The organism is Ignavibacteriales bacterium, assembly GCA_026390575.1.
Lineage (GTDB): Bacteria > Bacteroidota > Ignavibacteria > UBA10030 > UBA10030 > Fen-1298.
Window position 1 is genome coordinate 273,494 of sequence record JAPLFR010000016.1, and the last position, 21,918, is coordinate 295,411.

General features: G+C 41.9%; 20 protein-coding genes. 19 read left to right on the forward strand and 1 reads right to left on the reverse strand.

Annotated elements, in window-relative coordinates; translation table 11 throughout:
* Positions 1-4 precede the first annotated feature (4 nt).
* From NTX44_14070 to NTX44_14160, 19 genes are all read left to right on the forward strand, one after another.
* Positions 5-505 (forward strand): DinB family protein, encoded by a 501-nt coding sequence (locus tag NTX44_14070; GenBank protein ID MCX6122733.1) that lies wholly within the window; start codon positions 5-7, stop codon positions 503-505.
* Positions 506-786: 281 nt separating this feature from the next.
* Complete coding sequence (locus NTX44_14075; GenBank protein ID MCX6122734.1) at positions 787-1,155, forward strand: DUF5668 domain-containing protein; 369 nt, start codon at positions 787-789, stop codon at positions 1,153-1,155.
* Positions 1,145-1,843 (forward strand): DUF5668 domain-containing protein, encoded by a 699-nt coding sequence (locus NTX44_14080; GenBank protein ID MCX6122735.1) that lies wholly within the window; start codon positions 1,145-1,147, stop codon positions 1,841-1,843. The genes NTX44_14075 and NTX44_14080 overlap by 11 nt, the downstream gene beginning before the upstream one ends.
* Position 1,844: 1 nt before the next feature.
* Positions 1,845-2,909, forward strand: a complete 1,065-nt coding sequence (locus NTX44_14085; GenBank protein MCX6122736.1) for a histidine kinase — start codon at positions 1,845-1,847, stop codon at positions 2,907-2,909.
* A gap of 15 nt (positions 2,910-2,924) precedes the next feature.
* A complete protein-coding gene (locus NTX44_14090; protein ID MCX6122737.1) occupies positions 2,925-3,674 on the forward strand; it encodes a LytTR family DNA-binding domain-containing protein in 750 nt (249 codons plus the stop codon).
* A 171-nt stretch (positions 3,675-3,845) separates the two neighbouring features.
* A complete protein-coding gene (locus NTX44_14095) occupies positions 3,846-4,328 on the forward strand; it encodes a nuclear transport factor 2 family protein (GenBank protein MCX6122738.1) in 483 nt (160 codons plus the stop codon).
* 26 nt (positions 4,329-4,354) lie between these two features.
* Positions 4,355-5,797, forward strand: a complete 1,443-nt coding sequence (locus NTX44_14100; GenBank protein MCX6122739.1) for a pyridoxal-dependent decarboxylase — start codon at positions 4,355-4,357, stop codon at positions 5,795-5,797.
* Positions 5,798-6,007: 210 nt separating this feature from the next.
* The gene (locus tag NTX44_14105; protein MCX6122740.1) at positions 6,008-7,546 is read left to right on the forward strand and encodes a glutamine synthetase family protein; all 1,539 of its coding nucleotides are present in this window, start codon (positions 6,008-6,010) and stop codon (positions 7,544-7,546) included.
* A gap of 153 nt (positions 7,547-7,699) precedes the next feature.
* The gene (locus NTX44_14110; GenBank protein MCX6122741.1) at positions 7,700-9,376 is read left to right on the forward strand and encodes a M2 family metallopeptidase; all 1,677 of its coding nucleotides are present in this window, start codon (positions 7,700-7,702) and stop codon (positions 9,374-9,376) included.
* Between the two features lie 96 nt (positions 9,377-9,472).
* Entirely contained in the window at positions 9,473-10,363 is an 891-nt protein-coding gene (locus NTX44_14115; GenBank protein ID MCX6122742.1) for an SPFH/Band 7/PHB domain protein, read from the forward strand.
* Between the two features lie 59 nt (positions 10,364-10,422).
* Positions 10,423-10,893, forward strand: coding sequence for a GNAT family N-acetyltransferase (locus NTX44_14120; GenBank protein ID MCX6122743.1), 471 nt, complete (start codon positions 10,423-10,425; stop codon positions 10,891-10,893).
* 122 nt (positions 10,894-11,015) lie between these two features.
* Complete coding sequence (locus NTX44_14125; protein ID MCX6122744.1) at positions 11,016-11,684, forward strand: response regulator transcription factor; 669 nt, start codon at positions 11,016-11,018, stop codon at positions 11,682-11,684.
* Between the two features lie 225 nt (positions 11,685-11,909).
* Positions 11,910-12,680 carry a creatininase family protein gene (locus NTX44_14130; GenBank protein MCX6122745.1) on the forward strand — a complete coding sequence of 257 codons (771 nt, stop codon included), beginning with the start codon at positions 11,910-11,912 and terminating at the stop codon, positions 12,678-12,680.
* Positions 12,681-12,774: 94 nt separating this feature from the next.
* Positions 12,775-13,800: an NAD-dependent epimerase/dehydratase family protein gene (locus NTX44_14135; GenBank protein ID MCX6122746.1), complete on the forward strand. Its 1,026-nt coding sequence runs from the start codon at positions 12,775-12,777 to the stop codon at positions 13,798-13,800.
* Between the two features lie 133 nt (positions 13,801-13,933).
* The gene (locus NTX44_14140) at positions 13,934-15,580 is read left to right on the forward strand and encodes a diphosphate--fructose-6-phosphate 1-phosphotransferase (GenBank protein ID MCX6122747.1); all 1,647 of its coding nucleotides are present in this window, start codon (positions 13,934-13,936) and stop codon (positions 15,578-15,580) included.
* Between the two features lie 127 nt (positions 15,581-15,707).
* Positions 15,708-16,322, forward strand: coding sequence for a hypothetical protein (locus tag NTX44_14145; GenBank protein ID MCX6122748.1), 615 nt, complete (start codon positions 15,708-15,710; stop codon positions 16,320-16,322).
* Between the two features lie 14 nt (positions 16,323-16,336).
* Positions 16,337-16,552: a hypothetical protein gene (locus tag NTX44_14150; protein ID MCX6122749.1), complete on the forward strand. Its 216-nt coding sequence runs from the start codon at positions 16,337-16,339 to the stop codon at positions 16,550-16,552.
* 164 nt (positions 16,553-16,716) lie between these two features.
* Positions 16,717-17,400, forward strand: a complete 684-nt coding sequence (locus NTX44_14155; protein ID MCX6122750.1) for a DUF4065 domain-containing protein — start codon at positions 16,717-16,719, stop codon at positions 17,398-17,400.
* Positions 17,397-17,807: a type II toxin-antitoxin system PemK/MazF family toxin gene (locus NTX44_14160; GenBank protein ID MCX6122751.1), complete on the forward strand. Its 411-nt coding sequence runs from the start codon at positions 17,397-17,399 to the stop codon at positions 17,805-17,807. The genes NTX44_14155 and NTX44_14160 overlap by 4 nt, the downstream gene beginning before the upstream one ends.
* A 93-nt stretch (positions 17,808-17,900) precedes the next feature.
* Here the strand turns inward: NTX44_14160 and NTX44_14165 are convergent, their stop codons facing one another.
* Positions 17,901-21,899, reverse strand: a complete 3,999-nt coding sequence (locus tag NTX44_14165) for an AAA domain-containing protein (protein ID MCX6122752.1) — start codon at positions 21,897-21,899, stop codon at positions 17,901-17,903.
* Positions 21,900-21,918: the final 19 nt, after the last annotated feature.

The window sequence follows — 21,918 nt, forward strand, 5'->3', positions numbered from 1 at the left end:
ACAAATGTACCGCACAATTCAAGATTTTCTCACTGATTGGACTCAAGAGAATGATTCTACACTCAAAGTGTTTAAGAATCTTACCGACACATCACTCAAACAGAAAGTATCATCGGAAGGCCGCTCATTAGGTCATCTCGCATGGCACATTGTTCTGACACTTGGCGAGATGGGAGATAAAGCCGGCCTGAAAGTCGATGCGCCACCTGAAAACTCACCTGATCCAAACTCTGCATCGATAATCATTGCAGCATACGAGAAAGCAGGGGCATCATTAGCATCAGAGATAAAACAAAAATGGAACGACGGGATGCTGTTTGATGAAATCGATATGTATGGACAAAAGTGGACTCGTACCGCTACGCTCACATCGATCATGAAACATCAGATCCACCATCGTGCACAGATGACCGTTCTGATGCGGCAAGCAGGACTTACAGTTCCTGGCGTTTATGGACCATCACGCGAGGAATGGTCGCAGTTTGGTATGCCGGCGCAGGAATAATCCTCATGAAGCCTCACAGGTTTCTAGCCCCGGGAAGCTTTTTAGTCATCTCAAAAACAATTTGCAAATCAGGTGAAGCTTGTTAGGGCCTGACGTGCGCTGTGATATCTCGTTTCGAAAAGATCAGTATGACTTCGCTTTTATAAACACATTTTTGAGATGGATTAGAGAGATTCCCACCACTTACCGATTCCACTTCCCTGTCTGCCGAAATTATCGCAACCTCCTCTTGAATTTTCAGTATTATTGCATAGATTCATTTTTCATAAGGAGTGTAAAAAATGGAACATCACACACATCGCTCATACGGCCAATTGGGTATTGGTATCTTTTTGGTTTTCGTTGGAGTTGCGATACTTCTCAATAAACTTGACTTATTTGCCTACGGGCCCATTTGGCATTATTGGCCGCTCATCTTTATTGCCATCGGGTTAGGAAAACTACTCGACGCACAATTTGGGTGGGAATATCGTAAAGCCTTTTGGATGCTTTTTATGGGCGGATGGTTTCTCGTTTCCGAGCTTCATCTATTCGGATTGAGCTACAGCAATTCATGGCCTATTCTTCTAATCGGTGCAGGCATCGGAATGCTGTGGAAATCTATTTATCCTTCTCATCATGAAATGAAGGAGCATTGTCATGGAATCTAAACATGAATTCTTCGCTCCGCGCCTTGTGCTCGGTGCAGCAATCATTTTGGTCGGTGTTCTTTTTCTTCTCGGGAACATCGGCATGATCGATCCACATGATTATCTGCGATACTGGCCTGCCATACTCGTCGTCATCGGCATTGCGTATGTACTTCAATGTCAGCGCGGCCCTGGAAAAGTTTGGGGTTTCATTCTCATCTTTATCGGATCGGCCATGCTTCTTGATAGAATGTACTTTATTAATTTTAATATCTGGGATTACTGGCCTCTCATTCTTGTTTTTGTCGGACTTTCTATGATCGTACGCAGTTCTGTCTTTCGCAGTCGCACCACGATTCCCATTGTCGATACATCGGATGCGTACGATTTCATCAAAGCGATCGCTGTGATGGGTGGATATAAACGCAAAAACAATTCGCGGAATTTCAAAGGCGGTGAGCTCACTGCCGTGATGGGTGGATTAGAAATTGATTTGCGTGAAGCGTCATTTGAAAAAGAAGCAGTGCTGGATATCTTCGCATTTATGGGTGGAATGGAAGTTCGCGTACCGGAAGATTGGATTGTTATCGTGGAAGGATTTCCATTCATGGGTGGCTTTGAAGATAAAACGCGTCCGGAGAAAAATTCAACCAAACGATTAATCGTCAAAGGAACAGCCGTGATGGGCGGCATCGAGATAAAAAATTAGCATGCATCCCATTCTTTCCAACAGACGTACGCTCTTCCTCTATCTCGCAGTCTGGCTATTTGTCGGAATGCTGATAGAGATTCCCTATCTGCTTTCGCTTCCCAATCAATGGTTCGCCTTACTTGCGGCGGATGTTCCCAACACTCTATTCTTTGCTCTTATTTGTCTTTCCTCCTACTATCTTTGCAAAATTTATCCTATTCGCACAACGCAGTGGTACAATTTGCTCACTCTCTTTCTTGTTGCGGCATGTATTGCTGCCGGTATTGAATTAGCGTTTGGATATGTATGGGTGCATTTTATCGATTCCTTGCAACTTTCCGCTTCTGTTGCGCCATTGTATGAGCCCTGGATTATGGGGATTTTTAGCACCCTTGTTTTGATCTTCTTATTAGTTGCTACGCTTCATTATGCTTTAATTGCAATTGAACAGTCGCGGGAAGCAGAAAAACAAACACTGGAATTACAATTGCTCGCACAGGATGCCGAACTCCGTGCCCTCCGCGCTCAAATCGATCCGCATTTTCTGTTTAATAGTTTGAATTCTATCAGCGCATTGACGACGGCGAATCCCGAGCGAGCGCGTACCATGGTCATTTTGCTGGCGGATTTTTTCCGGAACAGCCTGGATTTTGGCTCCAAGAATCGTATTCCTCTTTCAGATGAACTTTCCATCATCGATAAATTTCTTACAATCGAGCAGGTTCGGTTCGGTTCACGCCTGCAAGTACAGCGCGAAATCGCAAGCGAAACACTCGAGTGCAAAATTGCGCCGCTGCTCCTTCAGCCCCTGATTGAAAATGCCGTTCGTCATGGAATTTCCCAGCTTGTTGAAGGCGGCACGATTACATTGAAAGCACAAAAGAACAGCAGTACACTTATTATTTCTGTCGAAAATCCTTTTGATCCAGATTACATTGCCAAGAAAGGCACCGGCCTGGGGATAAGGAATGTCCGCTCACGTATTCAAACACTTTACGGTGATGAAGGAAGAATCAGCGTGGAAAAAAGCAACGGCATGTTTAAGGTTGAGCTTTCATTTCCGACAAAAGAGTGTACCACATAACCAGGAAATATTTGTATGGCGTCCAAATCTGTTATCCGCACTATTATTGTCGACGATGAAGAACCTGCACGTATGGTGCTGCGTGAATTTCTTTCGAAGCGCGGCGATATCGAAATTGTTGCCGAATGTGCTAACGGCTTTGAAGCAGTAAAGGCGCTGACGGAATTGAAACCCGATCTTGCCATTCTTGATATTCAAATGCCAAAACTGAACGGCTTCGAAGTATTGGAACTTGCTGAAAATCCACCGACAATAATTTTTGCGACTGCATACGATCAATATGCAGTAAAAGCATTTGAACGGCATGCAGTAGATTATCTCTTAAAGCCGTTCAGTAAGGACCGATTAGACGAAGCTTTGAAACACGTTACCGAGCATCTAAAAAAGAAAAAATCTCTGCCCTTAGAAGCACTTGTGGAAGCTGCTGGCATGAAACCCATGGCTTTGGAACGCGTACTCGTAAAAGACGGTTCGAAAGTGCATGTCATTCCTGCCAATAAAATCGATTACATCGAAGCACAAGATGATTACGTAGCGATCAAAGTGGAAGGGAAATCTCATCTGAAACAACAGCGCATGGCGGAGTTGGAAAAGCTGCTCGATCCAACAAAGTTCGTGCGTGTCCATCGCTCATATATCGTGAACCTTGAACGCATCGGACGCATTGAGCTCTATGCCAAAGACAGCCGCATGGCAATTTTAAAAGACGGCACAAAACTCCTTATCAGCCGTGCCGGGTACGATAAGCTGAAGACAATGCTCTAATTGCCCTGTTGTATCTTCTCTACAATCTTCACTGCTTCCCGTGCACAATGTTCGCAGACCTTTTGTGTCAGTAATTCCATATTTATCCATGAAATTTCAAGTCCTTGCACTTATGCTAGTTTTTGTTCAGATTCTTATTGAAACATGTAATTCTTAATCAAGGAAACAATTATGAAAAAACTATTTTCTATTATGACGTTGTGTTTCATTTTTCCAATCAGAATTCTTATGGCACAAGACACAAAAGCAAAAGATGAAGCATCCTTGCTTATGCAACTCGACCGTGATTTTGATAAAGCGACTGCCGAGAAAGGTGTTGAGGGTTGGGTTGCATATTTCGCACCGAACGGCTCAATGTTGGAGGACACAAGCAAGCCGACGACAGGCCCTGCCGAAATTCGTGCAGAGATGGAACCTGTTTTTAGAGATTCATCGTTCACACTCCGCTGGCATCCCACAAAGGCCGAAATGATGATACCCGGAGTTATTGGATATACCGTGGGACGATGGGAAAGAATTCGGAAGAACAAAGCCGGAAAATGGATGAAATCCACCGGCACGTATTCGACCACCTGGAAGAAACAACCCGATAGTTCCTGGAAGATCGTTCTTGATTCCGGTGTTCCGGATGGTCCGCCTGTTGAAGTAAAATGAAAAATTCAAAATAATTAAAATGAAAAATGGCTAAAGACACTTTTGGTGGAATGGATCCTGAAGAATTTCGTACGATCGGAAAAGAAGTCGTCGATTGGATTGCTGATTATCTAAAAAAACCAGAAAACTATCCAGTATTTCCAAACATCCAACCAGGTGATATTAAGGAGCAGTTACCAACAGTTCCTCCTTCGTCATCGGAGAAGATGGATGTTATACTTCAAGATTTCAATAAAATCATTATACCCGGAATTACGCATTGGAATCATCCCGGTTTCCATGCGTACTTCTCAGTTACCGGCTCTGCCCCTGGTATTCTTGGGGAAATGTTGAGCGCAGCATTGAATATAAATGGAATGCTTTGGCGAACCTCGCCTTCAGCGACAGAATTGGAAGAGGTTACACTTGATTGGTTGAGGCAAATGCTTGGATTACCTGCAGAATTTCGCGGAGTTATTACTGACTGCGGCTCTGCTTCAAACCTTATCGCAATCGCAGCCGCACGCGAATCAATCCACAAACGTATACGCGAGGAAGGATTAGCAGGCAGGAGAGATTTACCAAAACTCAGATTGTATTGTTCAGATCAAACACACTCTTCAGTAGAAAAAGCTGCAATTGTGCTTGGCATTGGTCAAGAAGGTGTAAGGAAGATTCCCTCTGATGCAGAATTTAAATTGAATGTGAAAGCTCTTGCCGCATCTATTGAAGAGGACAGGAACAATGGTTGGTTTCCTTTTGCAGTTGTTGCAACAGTCGGAACTACTTCCAGCACGAGCATCGATCCGGTGCCGGCAATTGCAGATATCTGTCAGAAAGAAAAACTCTGGCTGCATATTGACGCGGCATACGGAGGAATGGCTGGCGTTATCCCAGAAATGCGATATTTGCTTGATGGCTGCGACCGTGCTGATTCTTTTGTAACAAATCCGCACAAATGGCTCTTTACGCCGATTGATTGCAGTGCATTATATACTCGTCACGTTGCCACACTGAAACAAGCGTTCAGTCTCATACCTGAATATCTTACAACCTCGGACGATAGCGTAAATAATTATATGGATTGGGGAGTTCAACTTGGCAGACGATTCCGGGCTTTGAAACTCTGGTTTGTCATTCGTTCGTTTGGTGTGAATGGAATTGTAGGACAATTGCGCAAACCTTGCAATTTGGCTCTGGAATTTGCGTCCTGGATAAAAGCAGACAAAGATTTTGAATTGCTGGCGCCGGTTCCCCTTGGTGTTGTTTGCTTTCGCTATCATCCACATCGAATTTCTGATGAAACAAAATTGGAACACATGAATAAAAAAATCATTGATCAAATAAATTCAACAGGTGAAGCATTTCTTTCTCATACAAAGCTTCACGGAAAATATACCATCCGTTTGGCGATCGGAAATCCTGCAACAACAGAACAACATCTAAAGCGTGTATGGGAATTGATAAAAGCGGAAACCGACAAGTTTTAACGGTTCAATAATAAGTTCCGCTTATACGCATTGAACGGCGTATGCCGGACTATAAAGTGTAGAATAATCGCTTTTTTCCAGCATGAGAACAGCCTCTCAGCAACTATTTCCTGGTCTTACACTTTGCTTCTCCTCCCTTTTCTTAGTATCATTTTGCCACAAATTTTCTCACACAAATTGTAGTTTTTTTTCTGGAAGAGAGGATAGTTTATGAACGACCCGTACGCCCTCACCAACCCGTTGTCGTTGTTTCTCAGCAAACCACGAGAAGAATTCTGCCGTGAAGATCTTATTAAGATCATCGAAACAAAGAAGGTCGAACGAATCACGTTCCATTACACAGCTCTCGATGGCAAGTATAAAGAACTAAAAATTCCTGTCGGCAGCCATAAACAGGCTGAACGTGTTCTTGCTGATGGAGAGCGCGTGGATGGATCCTCGCTCTTTAAAGGCATGATAGACACGTCGCTTTCTGATCTCTATGTTGTACCGGTTTATAAATCCGCTTTTCTCAATCCATTCGATGAAGGAAGTCTCGACTTTACATGCCGTTACCTTCTTCGAAACGGAAGTCTCGCGCCATTTACACTCGATACAATCTTGCACAACGCGAGCATGCTCTTTAAGAAAAATACCGGGGCTGAATTGTATGCCATGGGTGAATTGGAATTCTTCCTTCTCAGCGAACCGGCATCACGCATCTTTCTTTCGAAGAAACAGCACGGGTACCATTCGTCCGGACCATTTCTTAAAAGCGGCGTCATTCTTGATGAGATGGTGCGATATATTGCGCAGATCACTGAATCGGTAAAGTACGCACACGGTGAAGTAGGATACGTACCAAATGTCCGCAGCGATCTCGATGAAATCAAGGATAAGCAGGCCGAACAATTGGAAATCGAATTTTTACCGGCACCGATCGAAGATATGGGCGATTACCTTGTCCTCGCCCGATGGCTCATCCGGAATGTCGCCTATAGGCATGGATGTGTTGCAACATTCACACCCAAGATTGAAGAAGGCATCGCAGGCAACGGTTTGCATGTGCATATGGAAGTGATGAAGAACGGAAAGAATCTGATGACCGATCCTGATGGAAAGCTTTCTAAAATCGCAAAACAGGTTATCGGTGGATTGTGCACCTACGCGGATTCTCTCACAGCGTTCGGAAACACCGTCTCATCGGCATATTTGAGATTAATACCTGACCATGAGGCGCCTACACGAGTGTGCTGGAGCGATATGAACCGCAGTGCTATGATCCGCGTACCGCTCGGCTGGTCGAATTTAAACAACCTTGCTCTACGTCTCAACCCGCAGGAAAGGACAACATCCTATCAGAATGAAGGATGCCAGACTGTTGAACTGCGAAGTCCGGATGGGAGCGCTCTTATTCACTTGTTGCTGGCAGGAATCACTATGGCTGCTGAATGGGGAATGACGCACGATGATTCGGTTGCATCAGCGGAGAAAGTCTATGTGACAGGCAACATATTCAAAGATGAGAAGCTCCTGAATTCACTTCTTGCCCTCCCAACGAGTTGTATGGGATCATCACGTTTACTCTTGGAAAAACGGAATCTGTACGAACGTAATGGTATTTTCCCGCCAAGCGTCATCGAATTTGTTGCAAGGTTACTAGCGAAAGAAAACGACGAGAACATGAACCGTACTCTCATCGATCTCCCGGCTGACGACCGTCTCCATGAAACACGGAAGATTATGCACAAAGACCTGCACAAACATTGAGTGCGATATTCAAAAGGATTTTTCACTGAATCTAGTATGTACTTTGAGGATTCGAAGATTCTAACATAAATCAAAAGCGCTTGCGCTTCAGCAATCCTCTCCATAGATTATCTACAAATCCTTCCATTCTTACTTTATTTTAAAGGAGTGTTTATGAAATACATCGTTCTCTTTCTACCCATTCTCTTCTCGTTTGCATTGATATCCTGTTCGATGCGCAACGACGAGAAAGACTTACGCGCGTTCATTGACAGGCACCTCAAGATCTATGAGCCAAAGTTCAGGGCGATGAACCTTGCCGATTGGAATGCTAATGCAACAGGCGAAAAAAAATATTATGATGAAAGAGCAGCAATCGAAGTAGAGATCAACAAGATATATTCCAACAAGCATGAATATGAAAATTTAAAGGAATGGAAGGAAGCCGGTAACATTAAAGATCAGCTTCTCCAACGTCAGCTTATTCTCCTCTATAATAACTATGTAAAGAACCAAATGGACACGGCGCTTATGCGCAAAATCGTTGAGAAGAACGCAGAAATTGCCAACAAGTTTAACACATTTCGTCCAATTCTCGATGGCAAAGAAGTGGATGACAATACTATCAACAATATCCTGAAAAACGAAACCAATTGCACAAAACGCCAGAAGGCGTGGGAAGCAAGCAAAGAAGTCGGAAAAGCAGTTGCACCAATGGTGGTAGAATTAGTGAAACTTCGCAATGAAGCTGCGCATCAGTTGGGTTTTAAGAATTATTACGAAATGTCCTTAGCCACCAGTGAGCAGACTGTGAACGAAATCGTTTCTATTTTCGACGAATTGAAAACTCTCACTGATAAGCCGTTTAAAAAACTTAAAACCGAGATCGATGCAACTCTGGCAAAGAAGTACGGTATAAAACCGGAAAACATAATGCCCTGGCATTATCAAGACCGCTTTTTCCAGGAAGCGCCTCAGATGGGCTCGGTGAATCTTGATAAATACTTCAAAGGCAAGAAAATCGATGAACTTGGTCGAACATTCTACGCAAACATCGGTTTACCTGTAGACGACATTTTGAAGAATAGCGACATCTATGGACGAAAAGGGAAATACCAGCATGCGTTTGAGAACGACATTGATCGATCGGGTGATATCCGAGTTATGCTGAGTGTCATTGATAATCAGGACTGGATGAGTACGATGCTGCACGAATTAGGTCACGCTGCGTACAGCAAGAACGTTTCACGCGACCTCCCATTCCTCCTTCGCATCGAAACACATACATTCGTTACGGAAGCCATTGCCATGTTGATGGAACGGCAGCCAAGCAATGCCGACTGGCTACAAACGATGGTGGGCATCAGCAATAAAGACAAAGAAATGATCCGCGCTGTAGGACAGGAGAATTTACGGATGCATGCTCTTATCTTCTGCAGGTGGACACAGGTGATGATGAGGTTTGAGAAAGCTATGTATGAAAATCCCGATCAAGACTTGAATAAACTCTGGTGGTCTTTAGTGAAAGAATATCAAATGGTCACTCCACCGGAAGGTCGCAATGCACCGGATTGGGCGGCAAAAATTCACTTGGCACAATACCCAGCGTATTATCATAATTACCAGCTTGGTGAGTTGACAGCGTCTCAGCTTCAACATGAGATTGCAAAAAATGTATTAAAGCAAGAAAGTATGAACGAAGTTTGCTTTGCGAACAAACCGGAAGTCGGCACCTATTTGAAAGCAAAGGTATTTGCACCAGGCGCCAGTTTACGCTGGGATGCTTTGATAAAAGAAGCAACAGGAGAACCGCTCTCGGCGAAGTTCTTTGCAGAAGAATATGTAAAGTGAAATGATTGATGCATTCAGACGAGATCATGCAGTCTCGTCTGATCAATGTGAAAGAGTGTGTTATTCGACTCATGTCTAATCACTTATAAGGAGACTATGATGGAAGAATCAGGAGCGACCTTGAACGGTTTATGGGTTGTAGGTGGAATTCTTATTGTTTTTCTTTTTTTGATCGGTATCCGAATTATTCGCCCGACGCACAGAGCACTCATAGAACGCTTAGGAAAGTACAACCGCTTTGCGCAGCCCGGCTTTCAATGGATTATGCCGGGAATTGATAAAATATATCGGATCAATATTACAGAGCAGATGGTTGATGCCGAACCGCAGGAAATCATTACCAACGACAATCTGAATGCTGTCGTCGATGCGCAGGTTTATTTTAAAGTGAAGCACGATGAAGAAAATGTAAAGAACTCTGTCTATAACGTCAACGATGTGAATTTCCAGATAGTGAACCTTGCGCGCACCACGCTCAGGAATATCATCGGCACGATGACACTTAAATCCGCCAACAGCGAGCGCGGCCGCATCAACGACGATCTTCATAAAATTCTCATTCAAGAGACAACGAATTGGGGTATTGACATCGTCCGCACAGAATTAAAACAGATTGATCCGCCGAAAGATGTTCAAGAGACCATGAACAAGATTGTCAAGGCAGAAAACGAAAAACTTGCGGCAGTCGATTTTGCCACTGCCGCCGAAACAGCAGCAGATGGAAAGAAACGTGCTGCTATCAAGGAAGCAGAAGGAATTCGTCAGGCACGAATTCTTGCGGCTGAAGGTGAAGCAGAAGCAATTAAGCTTGTGAATGATGCTGCTAACAAATTCTTTGTTGGCAACGCGCAATTATTAAAACGTCTTGAAACCGTTCAGGTGTCTTTGCAGCACAACGCGAAAATTGTTGTACCGGCAAACACCGAACTGGTCAATGTTATTGGTGAATTAGCAGGCGGTATCTTACCGCTGAAGAAAGAGAAATAGTGCGCAGTAACGTGCGAGGCACTTCCAAAGTGCCTCGCACAATGAAGTATGAGGCAAAGATGGATATCACGATACGCAACGTACAATTCCAGGATGCCGAAGATATAACCGATATTATCCGCGAAGTCGGCTGGTTCGAACATTTAAAATCTGAATCCGCTCAAACGACGGCAGAGCGTGTCCGTCAGCATATTTCCCACTGTCTCGCAGATGACAGCCATTCTGCTTTTGTCGCGGAAGATGAAGAACATAAAGTCATCGGATATTCCTCGGTGCATTATCTTCCTTACTTCTTTCTCCCTGGGCCGGAAGGATACGTTTCTGAACTTTTTATTTCTGCAAAAGCCCGCGGACAAGGTGTCGGCACGGCTTTGCTGGAACAAGTCATTGCAGAAGCACGAAGACACGGCTGTGCACGCGTATCACTCATTAACAGTCGAACTCGCGAATCCTATCAGCGCAAGTTCTATGAAGAGCGCGGCTGGAAAGAACGCACCGAGGTAGCAGCATTTGTATTACCGTTGATTTAGAACACATTCCACTATCTTAAAGAGAGTTATGCATTGCGCTTCAAGATGCAAATTGTTAGCTTATTTCTAGACGAACTGCAGTTTTATGTAATGCAGCAAAACTTTACATACTACATGAGACAATGCCGAATACCATACTAATCATAGATGATAATGCTGAATTCGTCTCTTCGTTGCAGATGGGTTTGGAAGCGAAAGGATATGCGGTAGCTTCTGCACTGAATTCGATCAACGGTTGGAGGGAAATGGAACGATGCCAACCAGATATTATTCTTGTTGATTGGGAAATGCCGGGAACGAACGGCATAGAATTAGTTAAGCTCATTAAAGCCGATCTTGTTCATCGCAGCCGCTATACAATTATGATTACTGGTCATTCTGGAACGAAGAACATCGTACGAGGATTGGATGCAGGTGCGGATGATTATTTTGACAAACGTCTTGAACTCGATGAATTGTTAGCACGGATTCGTTCGGGATTACGTATTCGCTCGCTCGAGGAGCGCATTTCGGAAGAGACAAGACGGTCAACGGCGCTGGAAATGGCGCTTTCTGCCGCAGATAGAATCGGCAACCCAATAGCCGCCGCGAAGATCTACCTACAATTGCTGATGAAAAATACGGACGTCACTAAACTTCATGAAGTTCAAGAATCTCTTCATACGATTGGTGATCTTTTAGATGAAGCTCTTAATCTTATCAATAAATTGAATCCCGTAGAATCCTCGCCATCGATCCAAGCACAGGATGGCAAAACGATAAATACACTGGAACGACAAATAAAATCTTAGAGAATAAGATACGAGCTATGAAATCAGAATTACACTGTTTGAACTGTGAGAGATCTGAACGCGAGACACCGCTTCTATATCTGCATTACAACGGTGAAGAACTTTGGATTTGCTCGCAGTGCTTGCCGATACTCATTCATGCGCCGCAAAGATTGACAGGCAAGATAAAAAACGCCGAACAAATCAAACCGGCAGAACAACATAAACATTAAGAATTATTCTTATATGAACACCAGACAATATATTCTTTCCGAGACCAATTGGAAAGCTGTCAAAAGCGGCAGTTACAAAGTTGCCATCCTTCCCTGGGGAGCAACCGAGCCGCACAACTATCATCTTCCCTATGCTGCTGACATTATAGAAAGCGAATACATTTCAAAAGAATCGGCACGAATAGCTTGGGAACGAGGTGGAAAAGTCATTGTTTTGCCGGCTATTCCTTTCGGCGTAAACACTGGTCAACTTGATATCAAGCTGACCATCAACATGAAACCAAGCACTCAGTTCATTGTTTTGCATGATATCGTGGACTCGCTTCATCGTCATGGATTGAACAAGCTAGTAATTCTGAATAGTCACGGCGGTAACGACTTCAAACAAATGATTCGCGAATTGAAGCCTCAATTTCCAAAAATGTTTATTTGTCAGATTAACTGGTATCAAATACTCGAACAGGCGAAGTATTTTGAGGAGCGCGACGATCATGCAGGCGAGATGGAGACGAGCGTGCTGTTAAATATCGCACCAGATTTGGTTCTACCATTATCTGAAGCAGGTGCAGGGAAAGAAAAGAAGTTTAAACTCCGAGGATTGCGTGAACGATTAGCGTGGGCACCGCGCGAATGGACGAAAGCATCAGAAGACACGGGTGTCGGTAATCCAAAGAAGGCTTCTGTAGAAAAAGGAAAACAATTCCTTCTCGATGTGACAAATCGCATTGCCGATTTCTTCGTAGAACTTTCAGCCGCCGATATAAACGATCTCTATGAAGAATAAACAAACAGCAATCCTTTCTCGCTAAAGAAAGATTACCTAATTACTATGCCATTCTATTCCTTCAATAATTATTTAATGTGAATTAGGAATATCTATGTCAATCAAAACCATTCTCATCACCGGTGCAAACGGCGAAATTGGTCACGGACTGATTGAACAATTGTCCGAACAAGGCGGCATGCACATCGTCGCAATGGATATGCTCTCCATCGAAGAATCAGTGCGATTACGTTGTCACCGGATCGTCACAGGAGATATTTTAGATTCACATTTACTAGAAACACTTTCTACCGAACATAACTTCGATACAATTTATCATCTTGCTGCGCTGCTTTCTACACGCGCCGAACGTCAACCGACATTGGCACATCGTGTGAACGTCAACGGCTCAATGAATCTTCTGGAAATCGCAGTCACGCAATCGCGTTTGCAAGGACGCGAAATTAAATTCATCTATCCAAGTTCTATCGCTGTTTATGGTCTTCCCGACATCGCAACTAAACAACGAGCCGGCAAAATCAAAGAAGATCAATGGCTGACGCCGCGCACGATGTACGGCATCAACAAACTGTACACTGAACAGCTTGGCAGGTATTATGCAAAATTCTATCGTCAATTGGATGCAGAGCCGCCCAAAGGTCAGGTTGATTTCCGCGGAGTGCGGTTCCCCGGACTGATTAGCGCGGCTACTCTGCCGACAGGAGGAACAAGTGACTTTGCTCCTGAGATGCTGCATATGGCAGCTAAAAATAAACCCTATACTTGTTTCGTTCGTGAGGATACATGTATTCCGTTTATGGCAATGCCCGACGCTATTACTGCGTTACTAAACCTTCAATCTGCTCCGCGCGAGCAACTGACAAGGATGATCTATAACGTAGGAGCTTTCAATCCATCGGCATCGGAAATATTTCAAATTATCCAGAAAGCGTTCCCGAAACCTAGTGTTACATTTGCATCTGATTACAGGCGTCAGGCAATTATCGACAGCTGGCCGGCAGACGTGGATGATTCTGCGGCGCGTACCGATTGGGGCTGGCAGCCGAAGTACGATATGGAACGAGCATTTGCAGAATATCTTATTCCCGCGGTGCGGAAACGATATGCTCTCAAGGAATAATAACACTTCTTCTTGAAATCAAAAACAGATTTTACGCACCCTTTTTCCATCTGGATTTTCTGCCAATAATTGATTTAATTAGATACAGTGTTAATAAAACTCACTAAAGTAAAAACATATAAAATTCAATCCTATGACAAAAAGTGTGTTACAAATAGCAAGAGCCGACTATAAACCAAAATTACCAGCCGCCTTAACAGGCAACATATTGATTCAAGAGGGTGCTGCAACTCAATCTATTGACCATCAACAAGAAATTAGTAAGATGTTTCCAAATACCTACGGTTTACCGGTATTAAATATCGAAACCGGTTCAAAGCATTTGGAGTCACCTGCAATAAAAGTTGGGGTTATTCTTTCCGGAGGTCAGGCTCCAGGAGGACATAATGTAATTGCCGGGCTCTTTGATGGTTTAAAAGCTATGAATAACAACAGCCAATTATTCGGTTTCCTGGGCGGTCCTTCAGGATTAGTAGCCGGTAAATATATTGAACTGACTGCTCAACTGATTGATGAATACAGAAATACAGGAGGATTTGATATCATTGGCAGCGGCAGGACGAAGCTGGACGAACAATCACAGTTTGATAAAAGTCTCGAGAACTGCAAAAAACTTGGTATCAATGCTATCGTTATCATTGGGGGAGACGATTCAAACACAAATGCCTGCGTGTTGGCTGAATATTATAAGTCGATCAATGCCGGTGTGCAGGTCATAGGCTGCCCCAAAACCATTGATGGAGATTTGAAAAACGGCATGATCGAAACATCCTTTGGCTTTGATACGGCATGTAAGGTGTACAGTGAGCTTATTGGCAATCTCGAACGCGACGCTATGTCTGCAAAAAAATATTGGCATTTCATTAAACTCATGGGGCGTTCTGCTTCACATATTACACTCGAGTGTGTCCTTCAAACCCATTCAAACTATGCTATCATTTCTGAAGAAGTACAGGAAAAAAGACTGACAGTGAACCAGATTGTTGAAGACATTGCCAGAGTGATAAAAACACGCTCTGATAATAATGAAGACTTTGGGATTTGCCTGATACCGGAAGGTTTAATTGAATTCATACCTGAAATTAGAATATTGATTTCCGAGCTGAATGATTTAATAGCTCACAAAGCCGAATTTTTTAACGCTTTAGAGACCGACGATGATAAATTCCAGTTTATTAACAGTCATATAAGCGCTGATTCATCCAAAGCATTTAATTCCTTTCCAAAAGAAATACAGACTCAACTCATACTGGATCGCGATCCGCATGGCAATGTCATGGTTTCGCGTATTGAGACTGAAAAATTACTCATCGATATGGTCTCCGATAAACTGAAGGAATGGAAAGCCGAAGGAAAATTCAAAGGGAAATTTACTGCATTGGCAAATTTCTTTGGGTACGAAGGCCGCTGTGCTGCACCGTCTAATTTTGATGCCAACTATACCTATGCATTGGGGTATGTCGCTGCCGTCATTATTGAATCGGGAAAGACAGGGTATATGGCATCGATTCGAAATCTAACTGCTCCGGCTGAACAATGGATCGCCGGAGGTGTGCCAATTACCATGTTGATGAACATGGAAAAAAGGCACGGTTGCATGAAACCTGTTATTCAAAAAGCGCTGGTGAAATTGGACGGTAAACCATTTAAAGAATTTGCGAAAAACAGGGCCGAGTGGTCTATTAAGAGTTCCTATGTTTTTCCCGGACCGATCCAATACTTTGGGCCAAGTGAAGTATGCGATTCAACCACGAAAACCTTACAATTGGAAAAAGGGTAAGTAACTGCACACAGGCTTGGTAAGAAGATGTTATTATACGAAGCCGATTTTTTCAGTGACCGTCCTTTCGTTTTGTATGAACCCAGATAGTGACGGCCATTTTTTTTAATTTAAAAAAGGAACCATCGTGCAAGATGAAAAATATTTAGAAGAATATGTTTTGGTCTTTCCCACTCAATTGCTGGAACACATTGGTATGTTTCAGGGAGTTACGTTTGAGCTGGATAAATACTTAGACATCATTCTTAATCCAAAAAATCATACATTCCTTAAAAGAAAAGAAGCAGAAACAAACCCTGCCTACAAACAATTAATTCCCTATGCCCTGCTGCATTGTGGAAGCGACGTATTTGTTTATCGGCGCGGGAAACTTCTGGACGAGAAAAGACTTCTTGGCAATTATTCATTAGGCATCGGCGGGCATATTTCTGTCACTGATCCAGGTTTATTTGGATCTACATATGAGGATGGGCTGAAACGAGAAGTAAACGAAGAGGTCATTATTGATTGTCCCTATACACAGCGAATTGTCGCCTTATTGAACGACGACTCCAATGATGTCGGGAAGGTTCACTTCGGCATTATACATGCTCTTACTCTGGAAAAGCCATTAGTTAAACCACGGGAAAAATCAATTAATGAAACGAAATTTCTCGGCATCAACGAACTCCAAAAAGATATCGAGAAATTTGAGAACTGGTCAAAGATTTGCATTCAAAACATGCAGCATCTCATCCAATAGTAACAAGGCATCAAATGAAAAATACTTTTATTGGAAAACGACTTAGTCTTATTGCGGCAGTCATTGGAGTACTGGCGGCCATTCTCGGTGTCATCCAGATGATTGACAGAATAAGGGTTGTTGATATTCTGTTGTTGTTCTTCGGGGGATTCGGAGCAGGCGCCGGATTGATAAAAGCAATAATGGACTACCGAATGAAGAAAACAGATACCGACTTGACCACACACTGATTTAAAACAGCAACTTCTTTACTTATCTCGCAAATAAGGCCTATAATTAGTATAAAGGATGGCCACTATTGACTATGCAAAAAACGATAACTATAATTAATTAATTATTTCAACGAACTTTACGAAGAACTATTTGTGTCTCGCTCTTGTTTAAGGAGGCACAGATGAAATTACAATCAATCCTATCTATGACACCTCCTATTCAAAGGGATGAGAACAATCTCAACCAGGTAGCAGCAACTATTCTGTCTTTCGTTCAAGAATTGGGTGTCTACCATTACAATAAACTCATATACCTTTTTGAGTATTTCCATATAAAAAACTTTGGGAAGAGATACACACAAGAACTTTTCATAAAATATCCACACGGTCCTGTAATAATTAATTATAAGGGACATATTGAATCCTTAGTGGATAAACATATTGCAAATACCGATATCACAAAGTTGCAAACGAAACGTTGTTTAGATGAAGGTTATGGCGGTAAAATTTCTATTTATAAAGCTGAATTAACTGAGAATTTTACTTTTAGAGATGTAATGTTGCTTTCTTTCACAAGAGAACTTTGCGACAAGTTTTCGACCATGAGCGTCGAAAGTTTAGAATCGTTCGTATACTCGACTGCTCCGATGAAGAACTATGTGAATTCCCTATATAAAAAAGAGACGGGTGGATATATACTTACAAGTGATTGCATCAAAATATCGGATCATAGAAATCCGACTACTGAAGGTCGCCGAAAAGCATTACTTCATCTCCAAACCTATCCAGAAATCGACTACGCTCAACATCGACAGTTAGCTGAAGAATTTGCTCCTCTTTCCTCTCTAAGACCATCTGTTGCATGACAAATATCTTGCAACATCCTCCGAAGACAGGCGAAGTGTGGTCAGTCGACGATGATGAAGTGAGACTTCATGTAGAAGGTAGAGAAGAGAAAGGACCGAGACCTGTTGTTATATTAATGGCTCCTCAAATTGATATTTCGAAAATTGGTGTTGCTAATGTTGTGCCTCTTACAACATCCTCCAACCCAGATGCGCTCATTATTCCGATTACGAAGGGTTATGAAGATATCGCTCAGGGATTTGCTCCCGACAATAATTCTTGTGCGGTGGTGAATTTCTACCAGCCAATAGAGATTCGCTTTTTTAGGAAGTATCGGGGAAGACTAGATGAAACTACACAGGTAATGCTTAAATCTGTTTTGCAAAATCGAGTGATCGGAATTGCCGATTTCGATTTTACTGTTTAGGAATGTATTGCTAAACTAGGATTATTCTATTTAAAGTTTTTCTTTTGTGTATCTTAGCTCAAGAATATAGCCGACTTTGAACTTGACGATTATTTATTTACCCTTTTTTGAAGATTTAATTGCGTCTTTAAGAAACTCTTGAATTTTTGACCCTGTTCGTTTGTACCCAAGAAATTGTACTGCCTCATTGATAATCTCTTGGTCTGTTCTCATCATTCCATCTGACATAATCCAATCAATAAGGGCAACAAGTTGCTCATATCTGTAGTTATCTATTGGTATTCCCTTTGCAATTCTTGGCGGATTCCCTCGCCTTATCCCATTTGTGGGGGCATAATTACTAAATTCTTCTTTACTCTTTTCCTCTCCTCTTGGGAAAACATTCCCTTTTTCAAAGCGTTTCATTAAATCACCATAAGCTGAAAGGAATCGCTCTTTCTCTTGATGTTTTCTTAAGAACCAATCTGTAGACCATATGCGATAAAAATTCCAACCGAGAGCTTCTAAATGATTCTGTCTTATTCTATCTCTTTCAGTGGCAGTTGGAGAAGAATGATATGCAGCACCGTCACATTCTAATGCCATTATCATTTGACCTGGTTTATCAGGATGAACAACTGCAAAATCAATTCGATATTTAGAGGATCCGTATTGTGGTATCAATCTTATATTGTGACTGCCCAAAGTATCGTACACATCTTTTTCAAATTCATTCATTAATATTCCAGAGCTTCCCACGTCACTAAGACGTTTGCCGTCACTCTGCATAAATTCAATATAATGATGTAAAAGCTCGATGCCCTTTCCCTTAGCTCTTTGCAGATCAATGTCGTGATGCGAAAAAGAGGAAACAAGAGTGCACCGATTTCTTGCACGTGTTACTGCGACATTTAATCTACGTTCCCCTCCTTCAAACAAAAGTGGTCCGAATCGATGGGGCAATTTCCCACTCCGATCTTTCCCATAACCAATTGAAATAATGATTGCATCACGTTCATCACCTTGTACCCGTTCCAAATTCTTTATAAAAAATCGTTCCGTTTTTTCCGAACTGAAGAATGAATCTAGGTCTGCTCTTAATTCGGCTCGCTTTTCAAATTCCGCCTCTAATCTTTTTGCATGCTTTAACCCCATAGTAATAACACCTAGACTTTCATTAGGTCTCTTTTCCGCGTGATCCATTATAAGTTCAACGACCTTTTTCACTTCATCAGAGGAGCTGTCTTCATCTATATCAGATAAGAACTTTTGTTCAACCAAGACATGTCGTATCGCTTCTTCCTCTCTTGCGCTTGGGAAACTAACAAGGCGATCCGAATAAATATGGTGATTAGAAAACGCAATAAGTCTTTCATCTTTACTACGATAATGCCATTCCAACCACCATGGCTCAAGAAATGTGGTCATTAAATCTAATATACTTTCATATCCTTCGCTTACTGAATCAAAATCAACATCCTTATCCGTATCGTCATCAATAGATGCAAAAAAGGTTGTAGGTGGTAACTGGTGTCGATCACCTGCAACAACGACCTGTTTTGCACGCAAGATAGCCGGAATTGCATCTTCTGGTAATACCTGGCTGGCTTCATCAAAAAGGACAACATCAAATAGCTGGTTGCTTACCTTAGTAACTTGACTGATCGATAACGGACTTGCCATCCAGCAAGGGAACAAAGCTGTTACAACATCTTCTGCTTCAGCGAGTAGCTTCCTTAGTGGCATCAGTCTTTTTCTTTTCTGTGATTCCCTTTGAATAAGTTGTGTTTGGGCATAGCAATTATTCATTCTCTTTATTGCATTACTTGCGTGGTTATGTCTGATAATTGCTTCAGCGATTTTCTGACGTTTCTTGTCTAGATTTTTGAATTCTTCAACATATTTTGAATGTGCCGAGCCCTTAAATCCTGATAAATCAGCATCTGATTTAAATATGTCATCTAAACAGGATTGATACCAAATGTAATAAAGTGCCTCAGTCCAATATTGAGAACCAATTTTCTTTCGCCGAAGCTCTGATACTAATTCATTTGCCCCAAGAGAACTGATTTCGTTTTCGATTTTATAAAGCTTAGGCATTGTCCTAACCGTTTGACTATCATTATAAAGTTCTTTGCTGACTTGATATATGCTATTTAATTCATTTAGTCCCACACGGCTTTCTTCAAAAAAATTGTCGTGCTTTTTTACTAATACTGCGAGGTGTGTTAAACATCGCCAGATTTCATCTACATCAATTTGCCGCGTCGGATAAGAATCTTTTATTTTGGAAATAGTACGCCAATCCTCGAGCATTTTCTTTGCTTGCCTGAGGTCTTTAAAAATATCTTTTCCAAGGAATGTCGTTTTTGTCTGAATATCTTTTATTGTTTTTCTTGATTTTCTAAATCTTTCGTCTGTAATATAGTGCCAGATGGTAGAATATCTGTGCTCCAAAGGTTTTAGCGAAGTCGTTATGTCATCAAAATTAATCCGAAAAAATCCCGGTTTATAATCTTTTAAAATAGTGTTACATCCACAAACAATCGTAATCATTTTCTCAATACTCATAATCTCTGTTGGAATAATAAGCGTAGTTCCGCTAAAAGATTTTTGCAGCGCTTTTTCAAGATTTGGAATTGCTGATTCAAAAATGGTTTTGGAAAGATTCAGAACATCATCGGCTATATGTCCATTTGGAATCTTAGCTCCGTTCCATTTTGAATAACTGGTTCTAAGAAAGAGGTCTTCGAATCCTGATGCATCGATAAATAAATTATTCAGACGTTGTAATACTTCGGGTGTAAATTCTTTGAGCTCTTGTATATTCCAACGAGTTTCCAATCTTGCCTCAACTGACGTGAGGAGTACTTTTCCCTGGAGCTGATAAATTGAGAAACCTGAAGGTGTTCTTCGCTTATGAAGTTCTTGGACGTGTTTATTGAGTTTTTCTCTCAGATTAATAAGCTTTTGATGATCAAGATGCGAATCTATCGCAGAGGAAAGTTTAATCTTATCAAGACAAGAGTTTAATTGATCGATAATCCTTCTTGGAGAGAAATCAGCACCATGAAAATCCAATGCTAAATGCTCTAATCCAGACCTTTCAAGTCTTTGTTTTACTACTTCAAGCGCTGCACGCTTCTCTGCAACGAAAAGAACTTTCTTTCCTTCTGCTACTAATGCAGCGATTGTATTTGCGATAGTTTGGCTTTTTCCTGTTCCTGGCGGCCCTTGCACAACACCGTTTTGACCTTTGCGAATTGCCAAGATTGCATTTTGCTGACTCGAATCAGCATCGATAATTAATAATTCGTTCTTTGGCTCATTTTTATCAAATTCAATCGGATTTAAATTCTCTCGATTTTTGCTTAATAATTCCTGCGCCTTTAAGTCTCCAGCTATTGCTGCGATCAGATCATGAGAGATCATCAGTTCACCGCAATCCTGTAAATCACGAACCATTGCCATCTTCTGAAAAGAAAAATTCCCAATTACCGCACACTCTTCTACTTTAAAACCTGGGACATTATTACATTTCTTTATTACACCTCCGATCAACTCTGCTGGATTAAAACAATCATTCGAAGCAGTGTCAATGATGGCATCTCCATCTATTTCAACTCCATAGTTGTCTTCTAAAACCTTAATGAGGACAATATTAAATTGAGGATCGCCATCCTGTAAAATGAGGAAATCTTTTTGTTCCCTTCCTCGCTTTTCAATCTTTAAGGGAAACAAAACAAGTGGGGCGCGAGTCGGTATCCCTCCATCTACCGAATCCCAGCTTGCTAATCCAATTGCCATAAAAAGAGTCTGTAAACCTTTTTCCTCCACATTAGCGGTGTTACGTTTAATAATCTCTCGCAATTTCGCGGCTTGCTGAATACGATCTTCTTCCTTAAATAAATTGGAGAGATTGAATGAAGCACCACAAAAGAATTTTCTAAGGTTTTCATTATCAAGATCTCCCAGCATTAATGTTCCCGTCTTGAGATCTTTATAATAAAGTAAATTGTTTCTCCTGCTCTTATCAATAAGCCGATTTATCCAACCTAGACGAGCTTTCTCGATCTTAATTTTTCTCTCGGTGGAATATTCTGGATCATTCATAGAGATTGGTATAAGTAGT